This is a genomic window from uncultured Arcobacter sp., assembly GCF_937982575.1.
Lineage (GTDB): Bacteria > Campylobacterota > Campylobacteria > Campylobacterales > Arcobacteraceae > Arcobacter.
The window spans coordinates 96,237-118,943 of record NZ_CALJLR010000015.1 but is presented as its reverse complement, the minus strand read 5'-3'; the positions used below and the strand labels follow the sequence as shown (position 1 = coordinate 118,943).

The window sequence follows — 22,707 nt, the reverse complement described above, 5'->3', positions numbered from 1 at the left end:
GAAAATAAAAGTACACTTATTGTACGTTTTGGAGAATTAATTTGTTAAATATTGAAGAATTATTAATTAAAATCATGCAAATACTTGATTTTGATATGAATGATGTAAAACTAAAACGAACATTAGAGAAAAGAAGGTTTTTTAATAAAGAACTGAGTGCTGAAAAATATAGAGAACACATTGAGCTTATATTAGAAAAATTAAGTCTTGATACAAAGAACAATCAACTAGTAGATATTTTTATTGATTTAATTAATTTGTATATACCAATATATCAAAAACTTAATTTAATTAAATTTGGTGCTACTCAAAAAAAGATGAACTGGGTGATATTAAAAAGACTTGTAATCCCATATTTAGCAAAAAGGTTATCTTCTTTGGATTATGATTATAATTCGAGAATTGATAAAGGTTTGTCAGGTGGTCGATTTTGGTATTTACCTGATATAACTGATTATCCTAATATTAAATTACCAATGGAGTATATAATGAATTGGTGGGTAGATTTATATGGTAAGAACTTAGATAGTTTATGTGATGAATTAGATAATAATAATCAAAGTGAAAGTAAAGCATTTGAATCAAAAAATACTATTAAGCAGTGGTTTAAAAAAAGTATACCTGATAGAAAATCTATTGAAAAGTATTGCAGTATTCCAATAAGATATGTCGGATACTTTAAGCCAAATGTAAATGATACTTTAAATATTCAATTCCAAAAAGCTTATACCTTTGTAGTTGAGACAAAAAAGTTATCAATTGATGAAATAAAACATGAAATTCCATACAATTCGTTAGTTGATAAAGTTTTTAGTAATGAATCTATCTCAAAAGATGAAAAAAAAGAGTTTGTTAGATTTATTTCGGAAAGATGGGAAGTACCTACTAAAGAAAAGCTTATTAGTATTTTTATTATTGCTAGAGGTTCTCAATCAATATATGAAAACTTATTAGAGTATTTTGCATTTGAAGACTCATCTGATATTGAAGAAAATAAACTTTTGCAATTGATTTATTTATATTTTCAGTTATATAATGAAAACCTTCAAAGATATTTACATAGAGTATATAAGTATGACGAAGTAGATATATTTAAAACCAACTATGAGTACTTAGATGTATTAAATAACAACTTTTTAGAAATAGTTACAACAATTTCTAATGATATAGGTATTGAATTATCAAATCAGAACTTTTCAAAAACATACTTAGAAGATATTTATCAGATAAAACTTAATGTATTTTTGCAAAATAAAGATAAAAGAGCTGAATTAGTTTCTAAGCAGTTGAAAGAGCATTATGAGTTTTTTTATGAAAAATTTGATCAAATTGAATATGATATTAAAAAGTATTTTTTATTGTCTTCTGAAGAAAAAAAACAGTTTATAAATAATGTTCAAGATATTCAATGTTTAATCAATATTTGTGATAGAGAGTTTTTTGTTAATTATGAACTTGCTGAAATGTGTGTTAAGCGAATGGAAATCTTATCAAAAACAGACACTGATGAGATTATAGTAGTATCATATTATCTAAAGTTTTATACTTGGTTGGGTTTTGAACAAAATTTAACAAAACGGGATGAGGCAACTACTTATATTGAGAATTATAGTAAGTTAATAAAAAATATTGAAGAGAAGTATATAGAATTATTAAAATACAAATTATATTTTTACATTAAATCTAAACAATTTGATAAAGCTTTAGTTATATCAAATGAGTTTTTTAAACGATATATTGAAGCTAAAAAGAAAGATGAAGACTCAATCGAAGTTCTTATTTTAGGTGCATATATTGCATATATTGAAAAAGATAAAAAGGCTTTAAAACAGTATAATAAGTATTTAAAGAAATATATAAATATGTCTTTTCAAAACAGTCAGTCTTTACCTTTTAAAATATATTTTTATAAAAAATAAAAAATGTACGAGTTAACACCCTAAATAAAAATATCATATTCTTGTAATCTTCTCATAGTGATTTTAAATCACAAAAAACTAAAAGGAAAGATTATGTCTAACAATAATCATAAAGCTAATCAGGCTAATTCAAACAAAGGTACTAGTGGTACAAACAGTGCTAATGCAAAAGTGCATGGTAATAGAGGTGCTCAAATGAACCCTAATAATACTAAAGGTTCAAAAGGTAAATAATGGCTTCTTTATCTAATATAACAGGTAGAGAGTTAATAAAGTTTGTCAAATCTATAGGTTATAGATTTGATAGGCAAAATAGAGGTAATCATAGAATATTTGTTCATGATGAGAAAAAAACTTTAACCATTCCTGTATATAAAAAGAAAATGGTAAAGATTGGATTACTAGGTGGAATACTAAAAGATATTGGTATTTCAAAGGCTGAGTTTATTAACTCAATTAGTTAAAAATAAAGGAAATAAAATGTTTAAGTATATTAATTGTTCAGATTGGATTGATGATAGAGGATTGGAAGATGAAGATTGGGTAAAAGATAGAGGTTTGAGATAATACACTAAATTTACTCTTAAAAAGACAAAGATAATTTTCTTTGTCTTAATAAAAATGTTACTTTTAGTAATAAAATAAATTTTTTATAATAAATTCTCAAAAAATAAAAAATAAATTTTTTTTACTCTGAATTCATTATAAAGTTATATAAGATTCTCTTCAAAATAAACTTAAAAATAAACCTTGTAAAAACTATAAACCCCTAAAAATAAGACTTTTTAAAAGAAAATTAAAAAAACTTGAATTTTCTACATATGATATGATTACTTATCAAATAATATAGATATATATATGAAAGGATAAGTATGAAATTCATAGTTGATGAACAAATATTACAAGAACTATTGACAAAACAAAATAGAATTTTGGAGTTGATTAATAAAAAAATAATTTTTAATTCTTTACCTAAAGATTATTTTAAATCAAAATTATTAACTGTATCTCAATCTGCTGAACATCTTAATGTATCAGAAATATTTTTACGAAAAAAAATTGAAGCAAAAGTTTTAAAAGTAAAAAGAATTGGAAAAGCAATTCGTATTGATATTAATGATTTAGAAAGTTTAATAGAGGACTAATTGATGGGAAATTCAAAAAGATATTACTGGTTAAAACTAATGAAAGATTTTTTTCAAACAGCACGTATTAAGAAGATGAGAAAAATTGCAGGTGGAGATACTTATGTAATCATATATCTAAAAATGATGTTATTGAGTATCAATAGTGAAGCCATCATAGAATATGAAGAGGTTGAAAATACATTTGCAGATGAAATAGCTTTAATTCTTGATGAAGATATTGAAAACGTAAAAGTTGTGATTGCTTTTCTTATTGCAAATAATTTAATGACACAAATAGATGAACATAATTATAGATTGAATGAAGTTGAATATTTAATAGGTAGTGAAACTGACAGTGCACAACGAGTAAGAAAACATAGAGATGAAAAGAGGGCGTTACAATGTAACAAGTATGAAATAAATAGTAACACAGATATAGATGAAGAGCTAGAGATAGAGTTAGATGTAGATAGACAGATAGAAATAGAGAATAATAAAGAGAAAGAGTTAAAAGAAGAGAATAATAGAAAAGAATTTTTTGATTTTAAAAATGAATTTATTAAACTACACTCTGGAAAATTTAAATTTAAAGTACCTTATCCCAATCCCATGAGCTTAAGTTTTATAGAAGGAACAGTTCTTCAATTAAAAGAGAATGGATATCTACACAATACTACAATAAAAAAAGATTTGAATAAAGAACAAGCATTTAATGTGTGGGATTACCTTTATGCTAATAGAGATTATCTCTTGACTCAATTATCAGAGAAATAAACTTACTAACCTCTCACTAAAGTGAAAGATTATTAAGTTCAAGGGGTACGTCGCCCCCCTTAAAAAACCCCAAAAGAAGGATTTGTTTGCAAAAGAAAAAAGTTCAAATCAGATTTCAAACTTCTTCATCTGCAATAGGAAATGTTAATCATGATTTTCGATTAAGCAAACCAAACTATCTTCGTGATGATATGTTTCACAATAAATGGGATAATTTATATTTTAACTTTAATCCACATGAGGTTAAAGGTTGTATTAAAAAATCATATTCTGAATATAACCAGTTGTATAAACAAAAGCATGGAAGAAACTTGCAAAAAGGTAAACAAAGTGATCTGTTAATTGGAGTAATAACTTTGAGTCCGATAGTTAATAGTTGGTTAAAAAAAGGACAAGTTTCAAAAAAAGAACTAGAAAAATGTTTCAATGAATCTATACCTAAAATTCAGGAAAAGATAAATGATATTTTAGGGAACAAATTAGAACTATTTTCATACGTGATTCACTATGATGAGAAAACACCACATCTTCATTTTTCTTTTTCTAATCATACAAGTTCAGGTGAGAGTGGCTTTTATAATATAAAGTTGTCAAAGCGATTAAACGAATTTCAAGATGTAGTAGCAGATGTTTTCAAAGAAATAGGTTTAGAGCGGGGTGATAGAAAATCTCTAACAAAACATATGTCTGTTCGACAGATGCATCAAAAAGAACTGACACAACTTCAAAAAAAAATTAAAACTTTACAATCAAGAAAAAAGATTTTAAAAAATGAGGTTGAAGATAAAAAGCAGTTAAAAGAAGAACTTGATGAGATTGATAACATTATTCGAGAAAAAAGAAATATTATAAAAGATTTAAAATTAAAAAAAGACAATTTAGAAAATGAGCTAACGGAGATTGATAATGAAAAACCGTTGCTACAAAAAAAAGGTACTAAAGTTTATCCAACTGATGAAATTATTGAGGAAGCAACTAAAAAGAAATTTGGTATAAAAACACTCGATGAAAATATTATTCGAAAATATTTTGATTTTTATAATGAACAAATAAGACAATATAACGACTTTAAAGATGAAGTTAATGGACTAAACCACCCTAGAGACTTATTAAGAATTAATAAAAAACTAGAAAAAGAAAATGAAAGTATAAAACAAAAACAATCTGATATTGAAAAAAATTATGTTACCAAAGAAACTTATCATAAATTACAACGAAACTATAATGATTTAGTTGAAAAATATAAAGAGTTAGATTTAAAGGAAAAACAATCACAAAGCTTTTTAGGTCTAAATCAACTTTTAAATGCTGATGTTCAAACTTTGAGAAATGAATTATTATTATATAAAGCAAAAAATAAATTATTAACTGAAAAGTTAGAGGTACTAAACAATATGCAGGATGAACACAAACGCATGGATAGTCTATTAACAAGATTATCTGATTATTTAAATTGTGATGATACATTATTAGATATTGAAAACAGTGTTAAACAAGTTTTAGAAATAAAAGATAATAAAACTAGTAGAAAGAGTAAACTATGATTTTAGTAGTAAAAGAGCTATTATCAATTTTCACTAAAAAGAAAACACTAAAAAATGATGAAGGTTTATATTTACTATAGTAGAAGATTAGTAAGTGTAACATAAATAGAGGTGAGTTTTAGAGGAGTGAATTTATGAAACCAAAAAATATTTTTAGATAACATCAGGATATTAGACAATATCTAGTAAAATAACATACTTAAAAATAATAAGGAATTATAACAATGACAAGTACACAACAACGAGCAGTATTACAGCGCCAAATATGGCAGATAGCAAATGATGTAAGAGGCTCTGTTGATGGATGGGACTTTAAACAATATGTATTGGGTACCTTATTTTATAGATTTATTAGTGAAAACTTTACAAGCTATATTGAGGGTGGTGATGAGAGTATTGATTATGCAAACCTTCCTGATGATGTAATTACACCAGAAATTAAGGATGATGCTATTAAAACAAAAGGTTACTTTATTTATCCTAGTCAACTTTTTGTAAATATTGTAAATAATTGTGATAAAAATTCTGACTTAAATACTGATTTAAAAGATATATTTATGAGCCTAGAAAATTCTGCTAATGGATATGACTCTGAAGACGATATAAAAGGGTTATTTACTGATTTTGATACAACAAGTAATAGACTGGGGAATACAGTAGCTGAAAAAAATAGTAGACTTTGTTCAGTTCTAAAAGGTGTGAATAGATTAAAACATGAAGATTATGATGATAGAGAGATAGATTTATTTGGAGATGCTTATGAATTCCTTATCTCAAATTATGCAGCTAATGCAGGTAAGTCTGGTGGGGAATTTTTTACACCTCAGAGTGTGTCAAAACTTTTATCAAAACTTGCAATGCATAGTCAAGATACAATAAATAAGATTTATGATCCTGCTGCAGGTTCTGGTTCATTATTACTTCAGGCAAAAAAACAGTTTAAGAATCATATTGTAGAAGATGGTTTTTTTGGACAAGAGATAAATCACACTACTTATAACCTTGCACGTATGAATATGTTTTTACATAACATAAACTATGATAAGTTTAATATAGCTCTTGGAAATACATTAACAAATCCATATTTTATGGATGATAAGCCTTTTGATGCTATCGTGTCTAATCCTCCATATTCTGTTAAATGGATTGGAAGTGATGACCCAACATTAATCAATGACGATAGATATGCACCAGCTGGTGTTTTAGCACCTAAGTCTAAAGCTGATTTTGCTTTTGTATTACATTGTCTTAACTATTTATCTCCTAAGGGAAAAGCTGCAATTGTTTGCTTCCCTGGTATTTTTCATAGAGCTGGAACAGAGCAAAAAATAAGAAAATATCTTATAGATGGAAACTATATTGAGAGTATTATATCCCTTGCACCCAATCTATTTTTTGGAACACCCATAGCTGTAAATATTTTAGTATTGGCAAAAAATAAAAAAGACACAAAGACACAGTTTATAGATGCAAGTGGTCTTTTTAAAAAAGAAATCAACAACAATATATTAACAGATAATGAAAACCTCAATAGTCTAGGTCATATTCAACAGATACTTGGAATGTTTGAATCTAAAGAAGAAATTGAATATTTAACTACAAATGTTGACATGCAATTAATATCTGAGAAAGATTATAATCTATCTGTTAGTTCATATGTAAAAGCAAAAGATACAAATAAAAAAATAGACATAGCTAAATTAAATCTTGAAATTCAAGAAACAGTTTTAAATATAGATAGGTTAAGAAATGAAATAAATAAGATAACTTTAAAAATAGGAAATATTGATAATAATACTGCATTAATAGAAAAACTACTTCAAGATGAGGAAGTTATATGGGAAAAATTAGGAGATATAGCAGAATATGAACAGCCGACTAAATATCTTGTTACATCAACAAATTATAATGACAAGTTTAAAACCCCTGTTTTAACAGCTGGTAAAACTTTTATTCTTGGCTATACAGATGAAATAGATGGAATATATAAAGCGTCAGAAAATCCTGTAATTATTTTTGATGATTTTACAACAGCAAATAAATGGGTTGATTTTGACTTTAAGGCTAAATCGTCAGCGATGAAAATGATTACATCAAAAAATGCATCAAAAGTTTCATTAAAATATGTTTACTATTGGTTAAATACCCTACCAAGTGATTTGACTGAAGGTGACCATAAACGACAATGGATTAGAAATTTCTCAAATAAGTCAATTCCTATTCCAGATATAGATATTCAAATTAAAATTGTTGAGATTTTAGATAAATTCATGGAACTGACTGATAAATTAAGTAAAGAACTAAAAAAAGAATTGGATATAAGGAATAAACAATATAGCCATTATGGTAGTTCACTTTTCCCTAAAAAAGATATAAAGGTATAAAATGGGAAAGATACTAGAAGAAATTGCTCAAGACCTTAAAGACTCTCAAAAAAAAGTACAACTAATCTATGCTTTTAATGGTACTGGTAAAACACGTTTATCACGTAAATTTAGATTATTAGTTGATCCAAAAGATACAGAGGCTGAACAAGAAGAATCAGGTATGAAAGTAATGTATTACAATGCTTTTACCGAAGACCTTTTTTATTGGGACAATGATTTAGATGCAGATACCAATCGAAAGCTGATAATACGCCCTAACAATTTTACAAAATTGGCATTGAAATTTTTGAAAGACCAAGGGTTAGATAATAATATCGTAACCAATTTTCAGCATTTTACCAGCGATTCTATAACACCTTTTTTTAATGAAGAGTATACTGCTCAAGATAAAAATGGAGAAGATATTGTTATTAAGGCATATTCAGAGGTAACATTTTCAATAACAAGTGGTGATGACCAAGGTTTGCCAAATATTAAAGTTTCTAAAGCAGAAGAAAGTAATTTTATATGGTGTGTATATTATAGTTTACTAGAAGAGGTAATTGAGACATTAAATGAAACGGATATAACTAATCGTTCAACAGATATATTTAATCAGTTAGAATATGTATTCATAGATGATCCAGTAAGTTCATTAGATGACAATCATCTCATAGAGTTAGCAGTTAATATTTCAAAATTGGTTAAAAACAGTAGGTCAAATCTTAAATTTATAATAACAACGCACAATCCATTATTTTATAATGTAATATCAAATGAACTTAATAATGGTATACGTAACGAACATTATGTCGAAGGTGAAACTAATGAAGGAATAGAAAAGTGGATTTATAAAGAAGATAAATCTATAAAGTACCGTTTTAATAAACACAGCGATGGTAAATTTAGTTTAACCATACTTGGTAGGAAAACTCCTTTTTCATATCATCTGGAACTTCTTTCAGAGATCAAGAAAGCTATTAGTGATAATCAAATAAAAAAGTATCATATTAGCTTTATGAGAAATATTTTAGAAAAAACTGCTACTTTTTTAGGGTATCCTAAATGGGAAAAATTACTACCTGAAAATGACCCTTTTGCTAACCGTATTTTAAATCTTTCTAGTCATTCTGCACATGCTGGTGAAGAGATTAGTGAAGTTCAAGAGAACGATAAAGAGAAGTTGATTGAATTAATTGAATTTTTAAAAACTGAATATAAATTTTTAGATCAAAGTGAATCAAATGACACAGCATAAAATAATAGCAGAATCAAACAACTTTATCGTTTTAGATAAATATACTAAAATAGATCAAGAGGGTAGCTCTTATCAAAATGAAGCTGACTTAGAAAATGAATTAATAAGTGATTTATCGAACCAAGGTTATGCTTTCTTACCTGAACTAAATAGTCCTGATAAAATGTTAGTAAACGTAAGAGAACAGCTACAAGAACTTAATAAAATGGAATTCTCTAATAATGAATGGAATCGTTTTGTAGAGGAATATTTAGATAACCCAAGTGATAATAGTATAGATAAAACTCGTAAAATACATGATGATTATATTTATGATTTTGTATTTGATGATGGGCGTATTAAAAATATATATTTACTAGATAAGTCAAGCATAGCAAGAAATAAAGTCCAAGTAATAAAACAATTTGCTCAAAAAGGAACTCAAGCAAATAGATATGATGTAACTATTTTAGTAAATGGTTTGCCTTTAGTTCAAATAGAACTTAAAAAAAGAGGAGTTGCCATAAGAGAAGCTTTCAATCAAGTACATAGATACTCAAAAGAGAGTTTTAATAGTGATAATTCACTTTTTAAATATTTACAAATTTTTGTTATTTCAAATGGTACAGATAGTAGGTATTTTGCAAATACGACTAAAAGAGATAAAAATAGTTTTGATTTTACTATGAATTGGGCAAAAAAAGACAATAAACTCATTAAAGATTTAAAAGATTTTACTGCAACTTTTTTACAAAAAAAGACTTTACTTGATATGCTTATCAATTATTGTGTATTTGATGTAAGTGATACACTACTTATAATGAGACCTTATCAAATTGCAGCAAGTGAGAGAATAATATGGAAAATTAAAGGTGCTTATGAAGCTAAAAAATGGAGTTCTTTAGAGGGGTTTGGTTATATCTGGCATACTACAGGGAGTGGAAAAACTCTTACAAGCTTTAAATCTGCAAGATTAGCAACACAGCTTGACTTTATAGAGAAAGTATTTTTTGTAGTAGATAGAAAAGATCTTGATTATCAAACAATGAAAGAGTACCAAAGGTTTTCACCTGATAGTGTAAACGGAAGTGAGAATACAGCAGGATTAAAAAGAAATATAGATAAAGAAGATAATAAAATAATTGTAACAACCATTCAAAAACTTAACAATCTTATAAAGAGTGAAAGTGATTTGGAGATTTATAATAAACAAGTTGTGTTTATCTTTGATGAAGCCCATAGAAGTCAATTTGGGGAAGCTCAAAAGAACTTAAAGAAGAAATTTAAAAAGTTTTATCAATTTGGATTTACAGGAACACCTATTATTGCAGGGAAAAATGCTTTAGGAAGTGAAAGCACTGCAAGTGTATTTGGAAGAGAATTACATTCTTATGTAATTACTGATGCTATACGAGATGAAAAAGTTTTAAAGTTTAAAGTAGATTATAATGATGTAAGACCACAGTTTAAAACTCTTGAAAATGAACAAGATGAACAAAAACTAAATAGTTTTGAAACTAAGCAATCATTTTTACATCCTGTAAGAATAAATGAAATAACTCAGTATATTTTAAATAATTTTAACTCAAAAACACATCGACTACAAGTAGGTGCAAATGGTTTTAATGCTATGTTTGCAGTAAGTAGTAAAGCAGCTGCAATGTTATATTATGAAGCTTTTAAAAACTTACAAAAGAAAAGTGAAAGACCTTTAAAAATCGCTACTATATTTTCATATTCTGCAAATGAAGAGCAAAATGCTATTGGAGAAATTGAAGATGAGAACTTTGAACCATCTGCAATGGATGCAAGTGCAAAAGAATTTTTAAGTATGGCTATTCATGACTATAATATAATGTTTGGAACAACTTATGGAGTTGAAAGTAAAGAGTTTCAAAATTACTATAAAGACCTTGCTAAAAGAGTAAAGGGTAAAGATAACAATGGAATTGCACTTAAAAAAGAAGAAAAGGTTGACTTACTAATTGTTGTAGGAATGTTTTTAACAGGTTTTGATGCACCTACATTAAATACATTATTTGTAGATAAAAATCTTAGGTATCATGGATTGATGCAAGCATATTCAAGAACAAATAGAATATATGATGCTACAAAAACCTTTGGTAATATAGTAACTTTTAGAAACTTAGAAGATGCAACAGTTGAAGCGATTACTCTTTTTGGTGATAACAATACTAAAAATGTTGTTTTAGAGAAAAGCTATGATGAATATATGGATGGGTTCACCGATCCAACATCGGGAGAAGCAAGACGTGGGTATTTGGATATTACTAAAGAATTAGAACAGAAATTTCCTAATCCTGATGAAATAGAAAGAGAAAAAGATAAAAAAGAGTTTGCTAAACTTTTTGGTGAGTACCTAAGAGCTGAGAGTGTACTACAAAACTATGATGAGTTTTCTGCATTAAAAGCATTACAAGATTTAGATGTAGATGATAATCAAGCAGTTGAAGAGTTTAAATCTAAACACTATTTAGATGATGAAAAATTTGAAAATCTGAAAAATGAGAAAATACCATCAGAGCGTTTAATTCAAGACTATAAATCAACTTACAATGATATACGAGAGTGGATAAGAACTCAAAAAGCTTCTAATGAAAAAGAAAGTTCTAATATTGATTGGAACGATATTGTATTTGAAGTTGATTTATTAAAATCTCAAGAGATAAATCTTGATTATATTTTGGAATTACTACATGACCATAATAAAAAAATTAAAAATAAAACAGCATTACTTGAAGAAGCAAAAAGAATGCTTCGTGCAAGTGTAGATAATCGAGCTAAAGAGAGTCTAATAGTAGATTTTATTAACCAAGCTAATTTAGATGAAATAGGTGATAGAGCTAATTTTATTGATAATTTTTATAAGTTTGCACAAGCTAAACAACAAAAAGAAGCTGATGAATTAATAGTTGAAGAAAACTTAAATGAAGAAGCAACAAAGAGATATATTATGACATCACTTAAGCGTGAATATGCAAGTGAGAATGGAACAGAGTTAAATTCAATATTACCTAAAATGAGTCCGTTAAATCCTCAATATTTAACTAAAAAACAAAGTGTATTTCAAAAAATAGCTTTATTTGTTGAGAAGTTTAAAGGAGTGGGTGGACAATTATAATTTAATTTTATAATAAAAAATTTACTGATAATAAATAACAACCTTAGAATTTTGAATGTATTCTGAGGTTGTTTCCCAAATAATCTCACAGTTATCACCAACAATATCATGTATCTTTTCCATAGGCTCATTTATTGAGAATATTGATAATTTAGGCTTAAGAATAAAATGTATGAAAATTGACTTTGTATTTTTTAGTTCATTGATATTTATTCTATTAATTGTACAAATGATTTTATTTATAGATTTAGTTCTATTAAATATATTATTGAAATCTATTTCAACATCACTTTTCTGATTCGTTAAATATGTGTAGTCAGTATCAATTTTAAATAGAGATATTAAATTGGTAAATACTTCTTTAGTATAAATTATATGTTCTATACTATTATCAATTTCTTTTTTATATTTCATATTTTTCTGCTTTGATTGTTTATCTTCTTGATAGAAACATTCAGTACATTTATAATCAAAACTATCTTTTAATACAACAGCTTTAATTTTACATTTAGGGCATGACCAGTTCATATATTTTGACTTTGATGCTTTTGTATAGATATCTTGAATTGTTCTTTCAAGGTTCATATTGTATTTATAGTCGTTATCGTACATATTTATATCCTTAAATAATTCTATCCAAAGCTTTAACTGCTCTAGAAGCTTGTTCTTTAGATTTAGTAACATACCTTTGTTCAGTGACAAGTATTGAACTGTGACCTAGCATTCTACTTACATCTGCAACAGCTACTTCATTTTGAAGAAGGGTAGTGGCTAACATATGTCTTATATCATGTAATCTAAGTCTTGGTTTTCCAAGTGTATTTAAGAGTCTTTGGAAATGCCATCTTGGAGTTTCTTTTGTATAGTTAAAAATTTTAATATCAAGAATATCATTTAATTCAATATGATTTAGTGTTGCTTGTTCTTTGATTGCATTTAATAATGTATCATCTAATTCAAATACTAACTCTTTTTTACCTTTTGCTCTACCTGCAGGAATTTTAAATGTTTTTGCAGATAGATTTAAATCTGAATATTTTAAATTTAATACTTCTGAAATTCTTCGACCAGTAAGTAGAAATAAAAAAATATTTCTTATTTCAGGAAATTGATAATATTCATTTCCATCTACATTTACTAAACTATAATGTCTCATTGCTTTTATTATAGTTCTTGTATCATCTAATGCAAGGGTATAATCAATTTTATTATCAACTTCAGGTATTTCTAGTAAAGACCAGTCTAAATTTAGTGGTTTTAAAAATGTTTTTAAATTTAGTGCTAAAAGTTTTACTGTTGCCGGTTGTCTTTTACCTATTAGTTTATTTACTTGCTTTTGCACATCATAAACAGTAATTGAATTATAAGGCTTATTATGAAGTTCTTTTGAATGAGTTAATAGATTTGTCGAATAATTTTGAATTGATGATTCTCGTAGAGATATGCTCTTTTGTTTTATGTATAATTTTGCTTGTTCTAAAAATGTATTTGATTCAATATTGTTTTCAGTATATTTTTCTCTAAGTGTACCTTTTGTTGCAAGTTTTTTCTTTAATGATTCTCTTGATGCAGATACTAAGTCAATTGATTTCTTAAACCCTATGTCTTTTGTATTGAAATAAAATACTTTTTTACTTGCTTTACCATTGATTTTAAGTCTTAGTTGAAGTTTATAATTACCATTAATATATTTATTTGCTTCAATAACTGATGTTATATCTTTTACAGCATCATTAGTGTCAACTGCAAGTGAAATACCAGTACAATTTGAGTTACTTAGTTTTACTCTAATATATTTTTCCAAAGGTACACCTTTTAATAAGTACACTTTAAAGTACACTTTTTTATATATAAATATATCAAAGTATATGAAAAATATTTTTAAATAATCCTTTAAATAGACAATCTTACGGTGTATATATCAAAATATATAAAGAGGTATATCCTTATCCAATATTATATAGAATTGGTCAAGAGAAATTAATGGAATCTAATAAGTAATAACTGAAATTTATTGTATATCAGGGGTATTTATCTTTAGAGTATAACCTACACCTTTTATAGTTTGAATATCTAGCTCTGGTACTTTTTTTCTTAGTCTAAAAAGTAATTGTCTTCTATTTTCATCATATGTTGTATTCTCATGCCATAATGTTAAATCTATATATTCATTGGATATTACACTGTTTTTATTTTGTATTAGTATATATAAAAATTGTTCTTCTTTTTTTGTTAGAGTTATCTCTTTATTATTTTTCAATAAAACTTTATTTTGCACATCATAAACATATTCATTATCAAGTTTAATTGATTCAATTTTATTATTAAGTCCAAAACGAAGAGAAGCTAGTTTTACTTCTCTAAGAAGGTGAGCATCCAAATATGGTTTTACTATATAACCTGTGAAATTGACGCTAGCAGCATCGGAGAGTGTTGTATCATCGTGGTATGATGTTAAAAATATAACTGGAACATTGAAGTTTTTTTGAATAAGTTTTGCTGTTTCAATACCATTTAGTTCACCTTTGATATTGATATCTGCGATGATAATATCAACATGCTCTTTAAACATTGCCTCTAAAGCATTTTCACTTCTACTTGCAATAGCAACTACATGGTATCCTGCCCATTCTAATGTTCTTTTCATCTTTTGTGCAGTTAAAGTTGTATCTTCTATGATTAATATGTTGATTTTTTTCATGTAAGTATTTTATCACTTCTGCGTTATATTTATCGTTATATTGTAAAAACATTACTTTTTTTATGTTAGAATTTTGAAAAAAAGAGTCTTATGCGTATTCCTATTATTTTATTAGTTTTTTTATATATAAATTTACAAGCAACTATTTTGGTCAATACACCAAATAATATAGACCTTCTCCCCAACTCCAAAATATACCATGATATTGGCAATCACGAAACCATAAACACTATTTTAAATAAAAATGATAAATTTATTACAACAAATAAAAAAGTTGTTGATTATTGTATTTTAGCTCCTGAAGGTGTATGGATAAAATTTCAACTTCATAATCCCACATCAAAATTGATAGAAAAGAAAATTAGTTTCGGAAATATCTTTTTAGAAGAAATTGAGCTTTATGAAATAAAAAACCAAAAAATAGTATCTAAAAAAACCACTGGATTTTATCGCCTTGGAAAATTTGATGGTAGTGTTAAGCTTAATGTTTCTACAACTATTGAGCCAAATAGTACACAAAATTACTATCTTCATGTAAAAAATGAAAAACTCTCTTTGTGGTTCAATCCAATACTTCATGAAACAAAAGAGTTCAGTAAAGAAGATACAGCTAAACAAGTAATTTGGGCACTCTTTTTTGGTGGGATATTATCTCTTGTTTTATATAATATCTTTTTATTCATATTTACAAAAGACAAAATCTATTTGTATTACTTTTTATATCTTATTGCTACACTTTTACAAAGCGAATTTTCTATATATATAAGACTTTATTTTTTTCCTATGGATGATATTGAATTTGTTAAAAAAAGTTTAAATTTTAATCTTTTTTATGCAAATATTTTTGTTACTTTTACCATGACACTTTTTATCAGACATTTTTTAAACACAAAACTTTATAAAAAGATTGATTTTTCTTTAAAACTACTTATATATATTATTCCTGTATATTTTGTTTTACAAATCTTTGACATTTTTACTATTCCACAGGTAATTCTTTTTCAGTTTGTTACTCCATATTATTTTTTATGGATTGGTTTTTATGCTTTATATAAGAAAAATCCTCAAGCAAAATTTTTCTTATTGGGCTGGAGTTTTGCTCTTTTAGCTTGGTTATCACTATTTTTCAAATTTTTGGGACTAATTCCTGAAGAGTATGTATTTACTTATACCTTTGAAACTCTTATTATGGCAGAGGTTATTTTATTTGCTATATCATTAGCGTATCGTATCAAAAGATTAGAGATGAAAAAAAACGATTTAACCAAGTCACTTTTAATACAACAACAAAATGAATCTAACCGTTTAGAAAAAATTGTAAACATCAGAACTCAAGAGTTAAATAACGAATTAAAACAAAATGAACTCCTGCTAAAAGAACTACATCATCGAGTAAAAAACAACATGCAATTTATCACTTCTCTCTACGCACTTAAACTCAATGATAACAATGATAAACATATCCAAGAAAAACTTTATGATGTAGAGAGAAAAATCCATGCTATGAGTATCGTACACCAGATGCTTTACAATCAAAAAAATCTTGTAAATATTGATGCAAAAGAGTATTTTGAAAAAGTTTTACAAAATATAAAAGATAGTTTCGAGCTAGAAAATATCACATTTGAACTTGATATAAACTCTTTTTTAGACACAGAAGAGGCTATTTATTGTGGTCTTATAGTAAATGAACTAGTTACAAATGCTATCAAGCATGCTTTTGATTCAAAAGGAGGAATCATAAAAATTTCACTAAATAATGTAGATAATGGAACCTTACTAGAAGTTTCAGATAATGGTATTGGAAAAACTCATAATACAAATGCAACCTTTGGTGAGATGATGGTAGAATCACTTGCAACTGAGCAACTAGAAGGAGATCTTCAAATAGTAGTTGATCATGGAACACATATTTCTTTATGGTTTAAAAATAAAATACAAAAAAGTAACGGTGAAAGTAACGATAGCTAAATATAATACTTGAATATAAGAAAGGAGAAAATAAATTCTCCGTATTCAAGGAAAATAAGATGAAAGCAAACCTAAATTATAGTTCCCGTTTTAGAATCCTAAAAGGTGGGAAAGTAAGTCTAGTAGTAAGTGCACTTCTAGGAGGTCTAACTCTAAGCTTTGCAGCTCCAAGTGGTGGAGTGGTAACTTCAGGCTCTGCTACTATTTCTCAAAATGGAAATACAACAAATATAAACCAATCCACCTCCAAAGCTAGTATAAACTGGAATAAGTTTAATATAGCTTCCCATGAAACAGTAAACTTCAATCAACCAAATGTAAATAGTATAACTCTCAATAGAGTAATAGGAAATGAAAGAAGTATCATAGATGGTGCTTTAAATGCCAATGGTCAAGTTTGGATATTAAACTCAAATGGTGTACTCTTTGGTAAAAATGCTTCAATTAACACTGCAGGACTATTAGCTACAACTAAAGATATCTCAGATACTAACTTTCAAAATGGAAACTATACTTTTACAGGAGATTCAACAGAATCTGTTATCAACCAAGGTACTATAAAAGTTAAAAATAATGGTTATGTAATCTTTGCTTCTAATGAAGCTAAAAATAGTGGAACTATAGAAGCAGTAAAAGGAAGAGTACAACTCACATCAGCAGATGAATATACTATAAATCTAAATGGTAACTCTTTAATAGATCTATCTGTAGATAAAGGAACTTTAGATGCCCTAGTAGAAAACTCAGGAACTATACTAGCAGATGGTGGAGAAGTATATCTAACTACCCATGCAGTAGATGAACTCTTGAGAGGTGTAGTAAATAATACAGGAATCATAGAAGCAAACTCACTAGATGGAATAAACGGACATGTGGAACTATATGCCCATGGGGGAACTGCAAATATAGCTGGAACTATAAAAGCTAAAGGTGGGTTTGTAGAGACTTCAGGAAAAGAGCTAAGTGTTGCATCTACAACTTTAGTAGAAGCTTCAAAATGGCTACTAGATCCTACAGATATTGTTATAGAATCAACAGGTGGAAGTGATATAACAGGAGCTAGTGTAAGTGCAACTGCTATAGAGTCTAACTTAGCTACAACAGATATAGAACTAAAAGCCGATAATGATATTACTGTAAATGAAAATATCACTTGGGGTGAAGCTACAAAGCTTACATTAAGTGCAGGTAATGAGATATATGTAAATGCTATTATTGAAAATACTAACGCTACTAATGGTGGAGTTTACTTTAATGCAGTTAATAGAAATGCAGCAATAAAGTTTGATGCAACAACTGGAAAAGTAATCATAAATAATATCAATCAACTCCAATGGATAAGTCAAGCTTTAAATGGTAGATATGAATTAGGTTCAAACATAGATGCTAGTGATACTACTACTTGGAATAGTGGAGCTGGATTTAAACAAATAGGAGATAACTCTACAGATAATATAGATACAAGATTTACAGGAGTCTTTGATGGTAAAGGTTATGTTATAGATGGCTTGTATATTAATAGAGGTGGTGAAGATTATGTAGGATTGTTTGGTCGTACTGGAGCAACTATATCAAATATAGGACTTACTAATGTAGATATTACAGGAAGGGATTATGTTGGAGGATTAGTTGGGTTCAATGATTCTTCTACCATCACAAACTCATATGCTACAGGAAAGGTAAGTGGAGATACTTTTGTTGGAGGATTAGTTGGAGTGCATTATTCTTCTACCATCACAAACTCATATGCAACAGCTACCGTAACTGGAGATACTCATGTTGGAGGATTAGTTGGATTGAATTATACTTCAACCATTACAAACTCATATTCTACAGGAGATGTAAGTGGAAATATTCATGTTGGAGGATTAGTTGGAGGGGATAATATTAGTAATTCGTCAATTACAAACTCATATGCTACAGGAAAAGTAACTGGAAATGGTAATGTTGGAGGATTAGTTGGAGACTATCATTCTTCAACTTCAACCATCACAAACTCATACTGGGATATAGACACCACAGGTCAAACAAATGGAGTAGGACTTGGAAGTTCAGCTGGGGCTACAGGAATCTATAGCTCAACAAATACGAAAAATGCTTTCGATGAAGCAACTTATGCAGGCTTTGACTTTACAAACACTTGGTTTATGATAGAGGGGGAGACAAGACCTTTTTTAAGAAGTGAATACTCTACTACTATCACAAATGACCATCAACTCCAACTTATGGCTATGGATTTAACAGCTGATTATGTTCTAGCAAATAATATAAAATACACAGGCGATATGTGGAGCTCTAAAGGGTTTGATTCTATAGGAGATAGTGCTACATACTTTCAAGGAAGCTTTGATGGTAAAGGTTATGTTATAGATGGTCTTTATATCAATAGAGGTAATGAAAATTATGTAGGGTTATTTGGGCAGAATTGGTCTTCAAAAAGTATCTCCAATTTAGGACTTACTAATGTAGATATTACTGGAAAGAATTATGTTGGAGGATTAGTTGGAGATTCTTTTAGATTAACAATTAACAATTCCTATGTCACAGGTACTATAAATGGACATGATAGTGTTGGGGGGTTAATTGGATATGGATATAATAATAATTCTATAACAAACTCCTATACTTCTGTGGATATTACTGGAAATGATGGTGTAGGTGGCTTATTGGGTGAAGCTCATACCAGTAGTATTTTTTCCATAAGTAATTCATATACTACTGGTACTATAAATGGACATGATAGTGTTGGAGGATTAGTGGGGATTTTAAATTCTGGCTCTATAAGTAACTCTTACTCAACAGCTTCTGTATTTGGAAGTGGAAATAGGATAGGTGGTTTAGTTGGATATGAATATGCTTCCACAATAAATAACTCCTACTCTTCAGGAGATGTTACTGGAAATGATCAAGTTGGAGGATTAGTTGGGGCTAGCCCTTCATCTGCAGGTCTAAATTTAAGTAATTCTTATGCTACAGGAGAGGTCTCAGGTAATACGAACGTAGGAGGATTAGTTGGTTCTCTGTATTATACTAGTACTATAACAAACTCATACTGGGATATAGACACCACAGGACAAACAAATGGCGTAGGAGGTGGAAGTTCAGCTGGAGCTACAGGAATCTACAGCTCAACAAATACAGTAAATGCTTTTGATAAAGATACCTATGCAGGCTTTGACTTTACAAATGATTGGATCATCTATGAAGGTCATACAAGACCACTTTTAAGAGCTTTTATGACAGAAATTACTGTAAAAGCAAATGATGCTACAAGAACTTATGATGGAACAACTTATAATGGAAGTGCAGGTGCAACTTACCCAAGTTCTTCTTATGATAGTTCTTTAGTAAATGGTACTTTAGTTTATAGTGGTACTGATTTAAAAAATGCAGGTACATCTACAATAGATATAGATGGTTTATACTCTTCTCAACAAGGGTATATTATAAACTATGATACAGGAACTTTAACTACAAATAAAAAAGATATCACAGTAACTGCAAACTCAAATACTACTACTTATAATGGAACTGTACACAACATAAGTGGATTTACCGCAAGTGGTTTAGTAGGTGGAGAAACTGTTGCTGTACTTGATGGAGTTACAGGAGATAGTGTAAGTGGTAAAAATGCAGGAACTTATAATACAAACCTAAGTGGTACAGATGAAAACTATAATTTAACTTTTCAAAATGGAAGTTTAGATATCAATAAAAGAGCCTTAACCTTAGAAGCAAAAAAAGATTATGATGGAACAGATAACCTCACAGGCTTTGTAAACTTTGGAAATCTTGTAGGAGCTGAGACATTAGAGTATACACAAGCAAAAGCTAATTCGAGTAATCCAATAGCAGATAACTTTATAAAAGAGATAACTTTACAAGATGGAGAAAATGGTGGACTAGCTAGTAACTATGAACTTCCTTCTTTGCTAGCATATTCAGCTAATAATAGTGTTCAAATAGGAGATATTCCTGTTGTTCAAACAACACCTGATTTAAGTACGATAGTTTCAAATATAGTAAATAAAACAGTACTGACAAATAAAGATATAGAAACATTACTAAAAAGTGGAATAGATATAAAAACAATCTTACAACAACTAGATACTAATGAACTAGCACTCATCCCCGGAATTGTAATGAAAGTATTAAATGGTGGGATAAATCTTCCCTTTGGAACTAAACAACAGTTTAATTTAAATCAAGAAAGTGAAGAAGAAGAAAATACAATATGAAAAAAACATCAATACTATTAGCGACAACATTAAGTCTGTATTCAGCACCTATACCAAATATCGGTGATGTTGTAAAAGAGGTAAAACCTCCAAAGATAGAAAAGAAAAAAGAGGTTCTACCTGTACTTCAACAAGAGAGTGATGAGTATAAAAAAAGTTTTGAAGATGGTAAAAAAGTATTTATCAAAAGTTATTCAATAAGTGGAAATACACAACTAAGCACTAAAAAACTACAGACTATTTTAAAGCCTTATGAATCAAAAGAGTTGAGTTTTAAAGAGATTCAAAAAATAGTTAATCTTATTACTAAAGCCTATAGAGATGAAGGCTATTTTATAGCAAGAGCTTATATACCTACTCAAGATTTACAAGCACAAGATGGAGTACTTAAAATAGCAATTATCGAAGGGAGCTATGGAGAGTTTAAACTAGAAAACAGTTCATTAGTCAAAGATTCTATCTTACAAGCCAAACTTGATGTTGCAAAAAACAAAGAAGCAATAGCTATAAAAGACTTACAAAGGGCATTGCTTTTAATCAATGATACTCCTGGGGTAAAAGTAAGTAGTACAAAAATTGCTGCTGGAAAAGAAGTGGGTACAAGTGACTTTATAATAGGAACACAAGCCACTGAACCATATAATGGTTATGTTATTGGGGATAATTATGGTTCAGATTATACAGGTAAACATAGAGTTATGGCAGGAGTTGATATCAACTCCCCTTTTAAAATAGGAGATAGAATCTCTTTATCTGCTTTGAGTTCTGAAAATATGGGTTTATTAAATGGAAGAGTAGGGTATGGATTTCCCATATATGAAAACGGATTGAGGGGAGAAGTAAGTTACTCTAAAACTACTTATGAATTGGGAGATAAATATGAAAACCTTGATGCTTTAGGAAGTGCTGATAGTTTTGTAGCTTTATTTACTTATCCGATTATTCGCTCAAACGGTGAGAATTTAAATACATACTTAAGAACATCATATAATAAAATGAATGATGAGATTAGAGCTACTTCATCAAATGTAAAAAAGAATACAGTAGTTTCTAAAGTTGGAGTTGACTATTTAAAAAACCATCTTATTTTTGGTAAATATTCACAAACAAAAATAGATACTTCTCTTAGTCTTGGTAGATTGAATTTTAATAATTCAGTTGATAAAGCAGATGATGAAGCAGGAGCAAATACAAATGGAGGATTCTCAAAAATAAATATTGAATTAGAAAACAATACTTTACTTAATGAGAAAATAAATTGGAAAAATAAACTTCAACTTCAATATGCTCTTGGAAATAAAAATCTAGATGGAAGTGAAGATTTGAGTTTAGGTGGTATCAATGGGGTAAAGGTATATCCTTCAGGAGAAGAGAGTGCTGAAAATGGATATATTTATAGCACTGAGTTAACTTATACTTTACCTTCATTTAATGACTTAAATTCAAAAATTGGAATGTTTTACGATGTGGGAAGAGTATATATGAGTAGAAACATCACAAATGATAAAAGTAGAACTTTGCAAGATATTGGACTAAGTTATAGTGCTTCTTATAAAAGTTTTTTTATGAATACTCACTTATCACATAAGCTTGGAGCTGCTAAAGTTACTAGCGAAAACGATTATAATACTAGATTTATGTTTCAACTTGGTATGAGTTTTTAATTTTTGTTTTGATATCTTGTTTAT

At 28.2% G+C, this 22,707-nt stretch carries 15 protein-coding genes; 12 read left to right on the top strand and 3 right to left on the bottom strand.

Annotated elements, in window-relative coordinates:
• Window positions 1-41: 41 nt before the first annotated feature.
• The 9 genes from Q0617_RS10445 (at window position 42) to Q0617_RS10405 (ending at window position 12,109) form a co-directional block, all read left to right on the top strand.
• Window positions 42-1,919, top strand: coding sequence for a hypothetical protein (locus Q0617_RS10445; RefSeq protein ID WP_298753198.1), 1,878 nt, complete (start codon window positions 42-44; stop codon window positions 1,917-1,919).
• 93 nt (window positions 1,920-2,012) lie between these two features.
• Entirely contained in the window at window positions 2,013-2,153 is a 141-nt protein-coding gene (locus tag Q0617_RS10440) for an alpha-amylase (protein ID WP_298753197.1), read from the top strand.
• The gene (locus Q0617_RS10435) at window positions 2,153-2,383 is read left to right on the top strand and encodes a type II toxin-antitoxin system HicA family toxin (protein WP_298753196.1); all 231 of its coding nucleotides are present in this window, start codon (window positions 2,153-2,155) and stop codon (window positions 2,381-2,383) included. The genes Q0617_RS10440 and Q0617_RS10435 overlap by 1 nt, the downstream gene beginning before the upstream one ends.
• Before the next feature lie 408 nt (window positions 2,384-2,791).
• A complete protein-coding gene (locus tag Q0617_RS10430; protein WP_298753195.1) occupies window positions 2,792-3,064 on the top strand; it encodes a helix-turn-helix domain-containing protein in 273 nt (90 codons plus the stop codon).
• A gap of 3 nt (window positions 3,065-3,067) precedes the next feature.
• On the top strand, window positions 3,068-3,820 hold the full coding sequence (locus tag Q0617_RS10425; protein WP_298753194.1) for a phage replisome organizer N-terminal domain-containing protein: 753 nt from the start codon (window positions 3,068-3,070) through the stop codon (window positions 3,818-3,820).
• 86 nt (window positions 3,821-3,906) lie between these two features.
• Window positions 3,907-5,364, top strand: a complete 1,458-nt coding sequence (locus tag Q0617_RS10420; RefSeq protein WP_298753192.1) for a hypothetical protein — start codon at window positions 3,907-3,909, stop codon at window positions 5,362-5,364.
• A 224-nt stretch (window positions 5,365-5,588) separates the two neighbouring features.
• The gene (locus tag Q0617_RS10415) at window positions 5,589-7,748 is read left to right on the top strand and encodes a type I restriction-modification system subunit M (protein WP_298753191.1); all 2,160 of its coding nucleotides are present in this window, start codon (window positions 5,589-5,591) and stop codon (window positions 7,746-7,748) included.
• Between the two features lies 1 nt (window position 7,749).
• Window positions 7,750-8,988: an AAA family ATPase gene (locus Q0617_RS10410; RefSeq protein ID WP_298753190.1), complete on the top strand. Its 1,239-nt coding sequence runs from the start codon at window positions 7,750-7,752 to the stop codon at window positions 8,986-8,988.
• Window positions 8,975-12,109, top strand: coding sequence for a type I restriction endonuclease subunit R (locus tag Q0617_RS10405; RefSeq protein ID WP_298753188.1), 3,135 nt, complete (start codon window positions 8,975-8,977; stop codon window positions 12,107-12,109). Before Q0617_RS10410 ends, Q0617_RS10405 begins: the two co-directional genes overlap by 14 nt.
• Before the next feature lie 21 nt (window positions 12,110-12,130).
• Here the strand turns inward: Q0617_RS10405 and Q0617_RS10400 are convergent, their stop codons facing one another.
• From Q0617_RS10400 to Q0617_RS10390, 3 genes are all read right to left on the bottom strand, one after another.
• Window positions 12,131-12,721 (bottom strand): hypothetical protein, encoded by a 591-nt coding sequence (locus Q0617_RS10400; protein WP_298753187.1) that lies wholly within the window; start codon window positions 12,719-12,721, stop codon window positions 12,131-12,133.
• A 10-nt stretch (window positions 12,722-12,731) separates the two neighbouring features.
• Complete coding sequence (locus Q0617_RS10395; protein ID WP_298753186.1) at window positions 12,732-13,913, bottom strand: site-specific integrase; 1,182 nt, start codon at window positions 13,911-13,913, stop codon at window positions 12,732-12,734.
• A gap of 207 nt (window positions 13,914-14,120) precedes the next feature.
• Complete coding sequence (locus tag Q0617_RS10390; protein WP_298753184.1) at window positions 14,121-14,810, bottom strand: response regulator; 690 nt, start codon at window positions 14,808-14,810, stop codon at window positions 14,121-14,123.
• Window positions 14,811-14,900: 90 nt separating this feature from the next.
• Between Q0617_RS10390 and Q0617_RS10385 the strand changes: the two genes are divergently transcribed.
• The 3 genes from Q0617_RS10385 to Q0617_RS10375 are packed head-to-tail and all read left to right on the top strand — an operon-like array spanning window position 14,901 to window position 22,683.
• A complete protein-coding gene (locus Q0617_RS10385; RefSeq protein WP_298753182.1) occupies window positions 14,901-16,781 on the top strand; it encodes a 7TM diverse intracellular signaling domain-containing protein in 1,881 nt (626 codons plus the stop codon).
• 59 nt (window positions 16,782-16,840) lie between these two features.
• Window positions 16,841-21,019 (top strand): GLUG motif-containing protein, encoded by a 4,179-nt coding sequence (locus Q0617_RS10380; protein WP_298753180.1) that lies wholly within the window; start codon window positions 16,841-16,843, stop codon window positions 21,017-21,019.
• Window positions 21,016-22,683 carry a ShlB/FhaC/HecB family hemolysin secretion/activation protein gene (locus Q0617_RS10375; RefSeq protein ID WP_298753178.1) on the top strand — a complete coding sequence of 556 codons (1,668 nt, stop codon included), beginning with the start codon at window positions 21,016-21,018 and terminating at the stop codon, window positions 22,681-22,683. The genes Q0617_RS10380 and Q0617_RS10375 overlap by 4 nt, the downstream gene beginning before the upstream one ends.
• The last annotated feature ends 24 nt before the right edge of the window (window positions 22,684-22,707 follow it).

Excerpts from the sequence above, each read along its gene's own strand:
- Q0617_RS10440 (WP_298753197.1), top strand. The coding sequence starts at position 2,013 with ATGTCTAACAATAATCATAAAGCTAATCAGGCTAATTCAAACAAAGGT.
- Q0617_RS10435 (WP_298753196.1), top strand. The coding sequence starts at position 2,153 with ATGGCTTCTTTATCTAATATAACAGGTAGAGAGTTAATAAAGTTTGTC.
- Q0617_RS10430 (WP_298753195.1), top strand. The coding sequence starts at position 2,792 with ATGAAATTCATAGTTGATGAACAAATATTACAAGAACTATTGACAAAA.
- Q0617_RS10425 (WP_298753194.1), top strand. The coding sequence starts at position 3,068 with ATGGGAAATTCAAAAAGATATTACTGGTTAAAACTAATGAAAGATTTT.
- Q0617_RS10415 (WP_298753191.1), top strand. The coding sequence starts at position 5,589 with ATGACAAGTACACAACAACGAGCAGTATTACAGCGCCAAATATGGCAG.
- Q0617_RS10410 (WP_298753190.1), top strand. The coding sequence starts at position 7,750 with ATGGGAAAGATACTAGAAGAAATTGCTCAAGACCTTAAAGACTCTCAA.
- Q0617_RS10405 (WP_298753188.1), top strand. The coding sequence starts at position 8,975 with ATGACACAGCATAAAATAATAGCAGAATCAAACAACTTTATCGTTTTA.
- Q0617_RS10400 (WP_298753187.1), bottom strand. The coding sequence starts at position 12,721 with ATGTACGATAACGACTATAAATACAATATGAACCTTGAAAGAACAATT.
- Q0617_RS10390 (WP_298753184.1), bottom strand. The coding sequence starts at position 14,810 with ATGAAAAAAATCAACATATTAATCATAGAAGATACAACTTTAACTGCA.
- Q0617_RS10385 (WP_298753182.1), top strand. The coding sequence starts at position 14,901 with ATGCGTATTCCTATTATTTTATTAGTTTTTTTATATATAAATTTACAA.
- Q0617_RS10380 (WP_298753180.1), top strand. The coding sequence starts at position 16,841 with ATGAAAGCAAACCTAAATTATAGTTCCCGTTTTAGAATCCTAAAAGGT.
- Q0617_RS10375 (WP_298753178.1), top strand. The coding sequence starts at position 21,016 with ATGAAAAAAACATCAATACTATTAGCGACAACATTAAGTCTGTATTCA.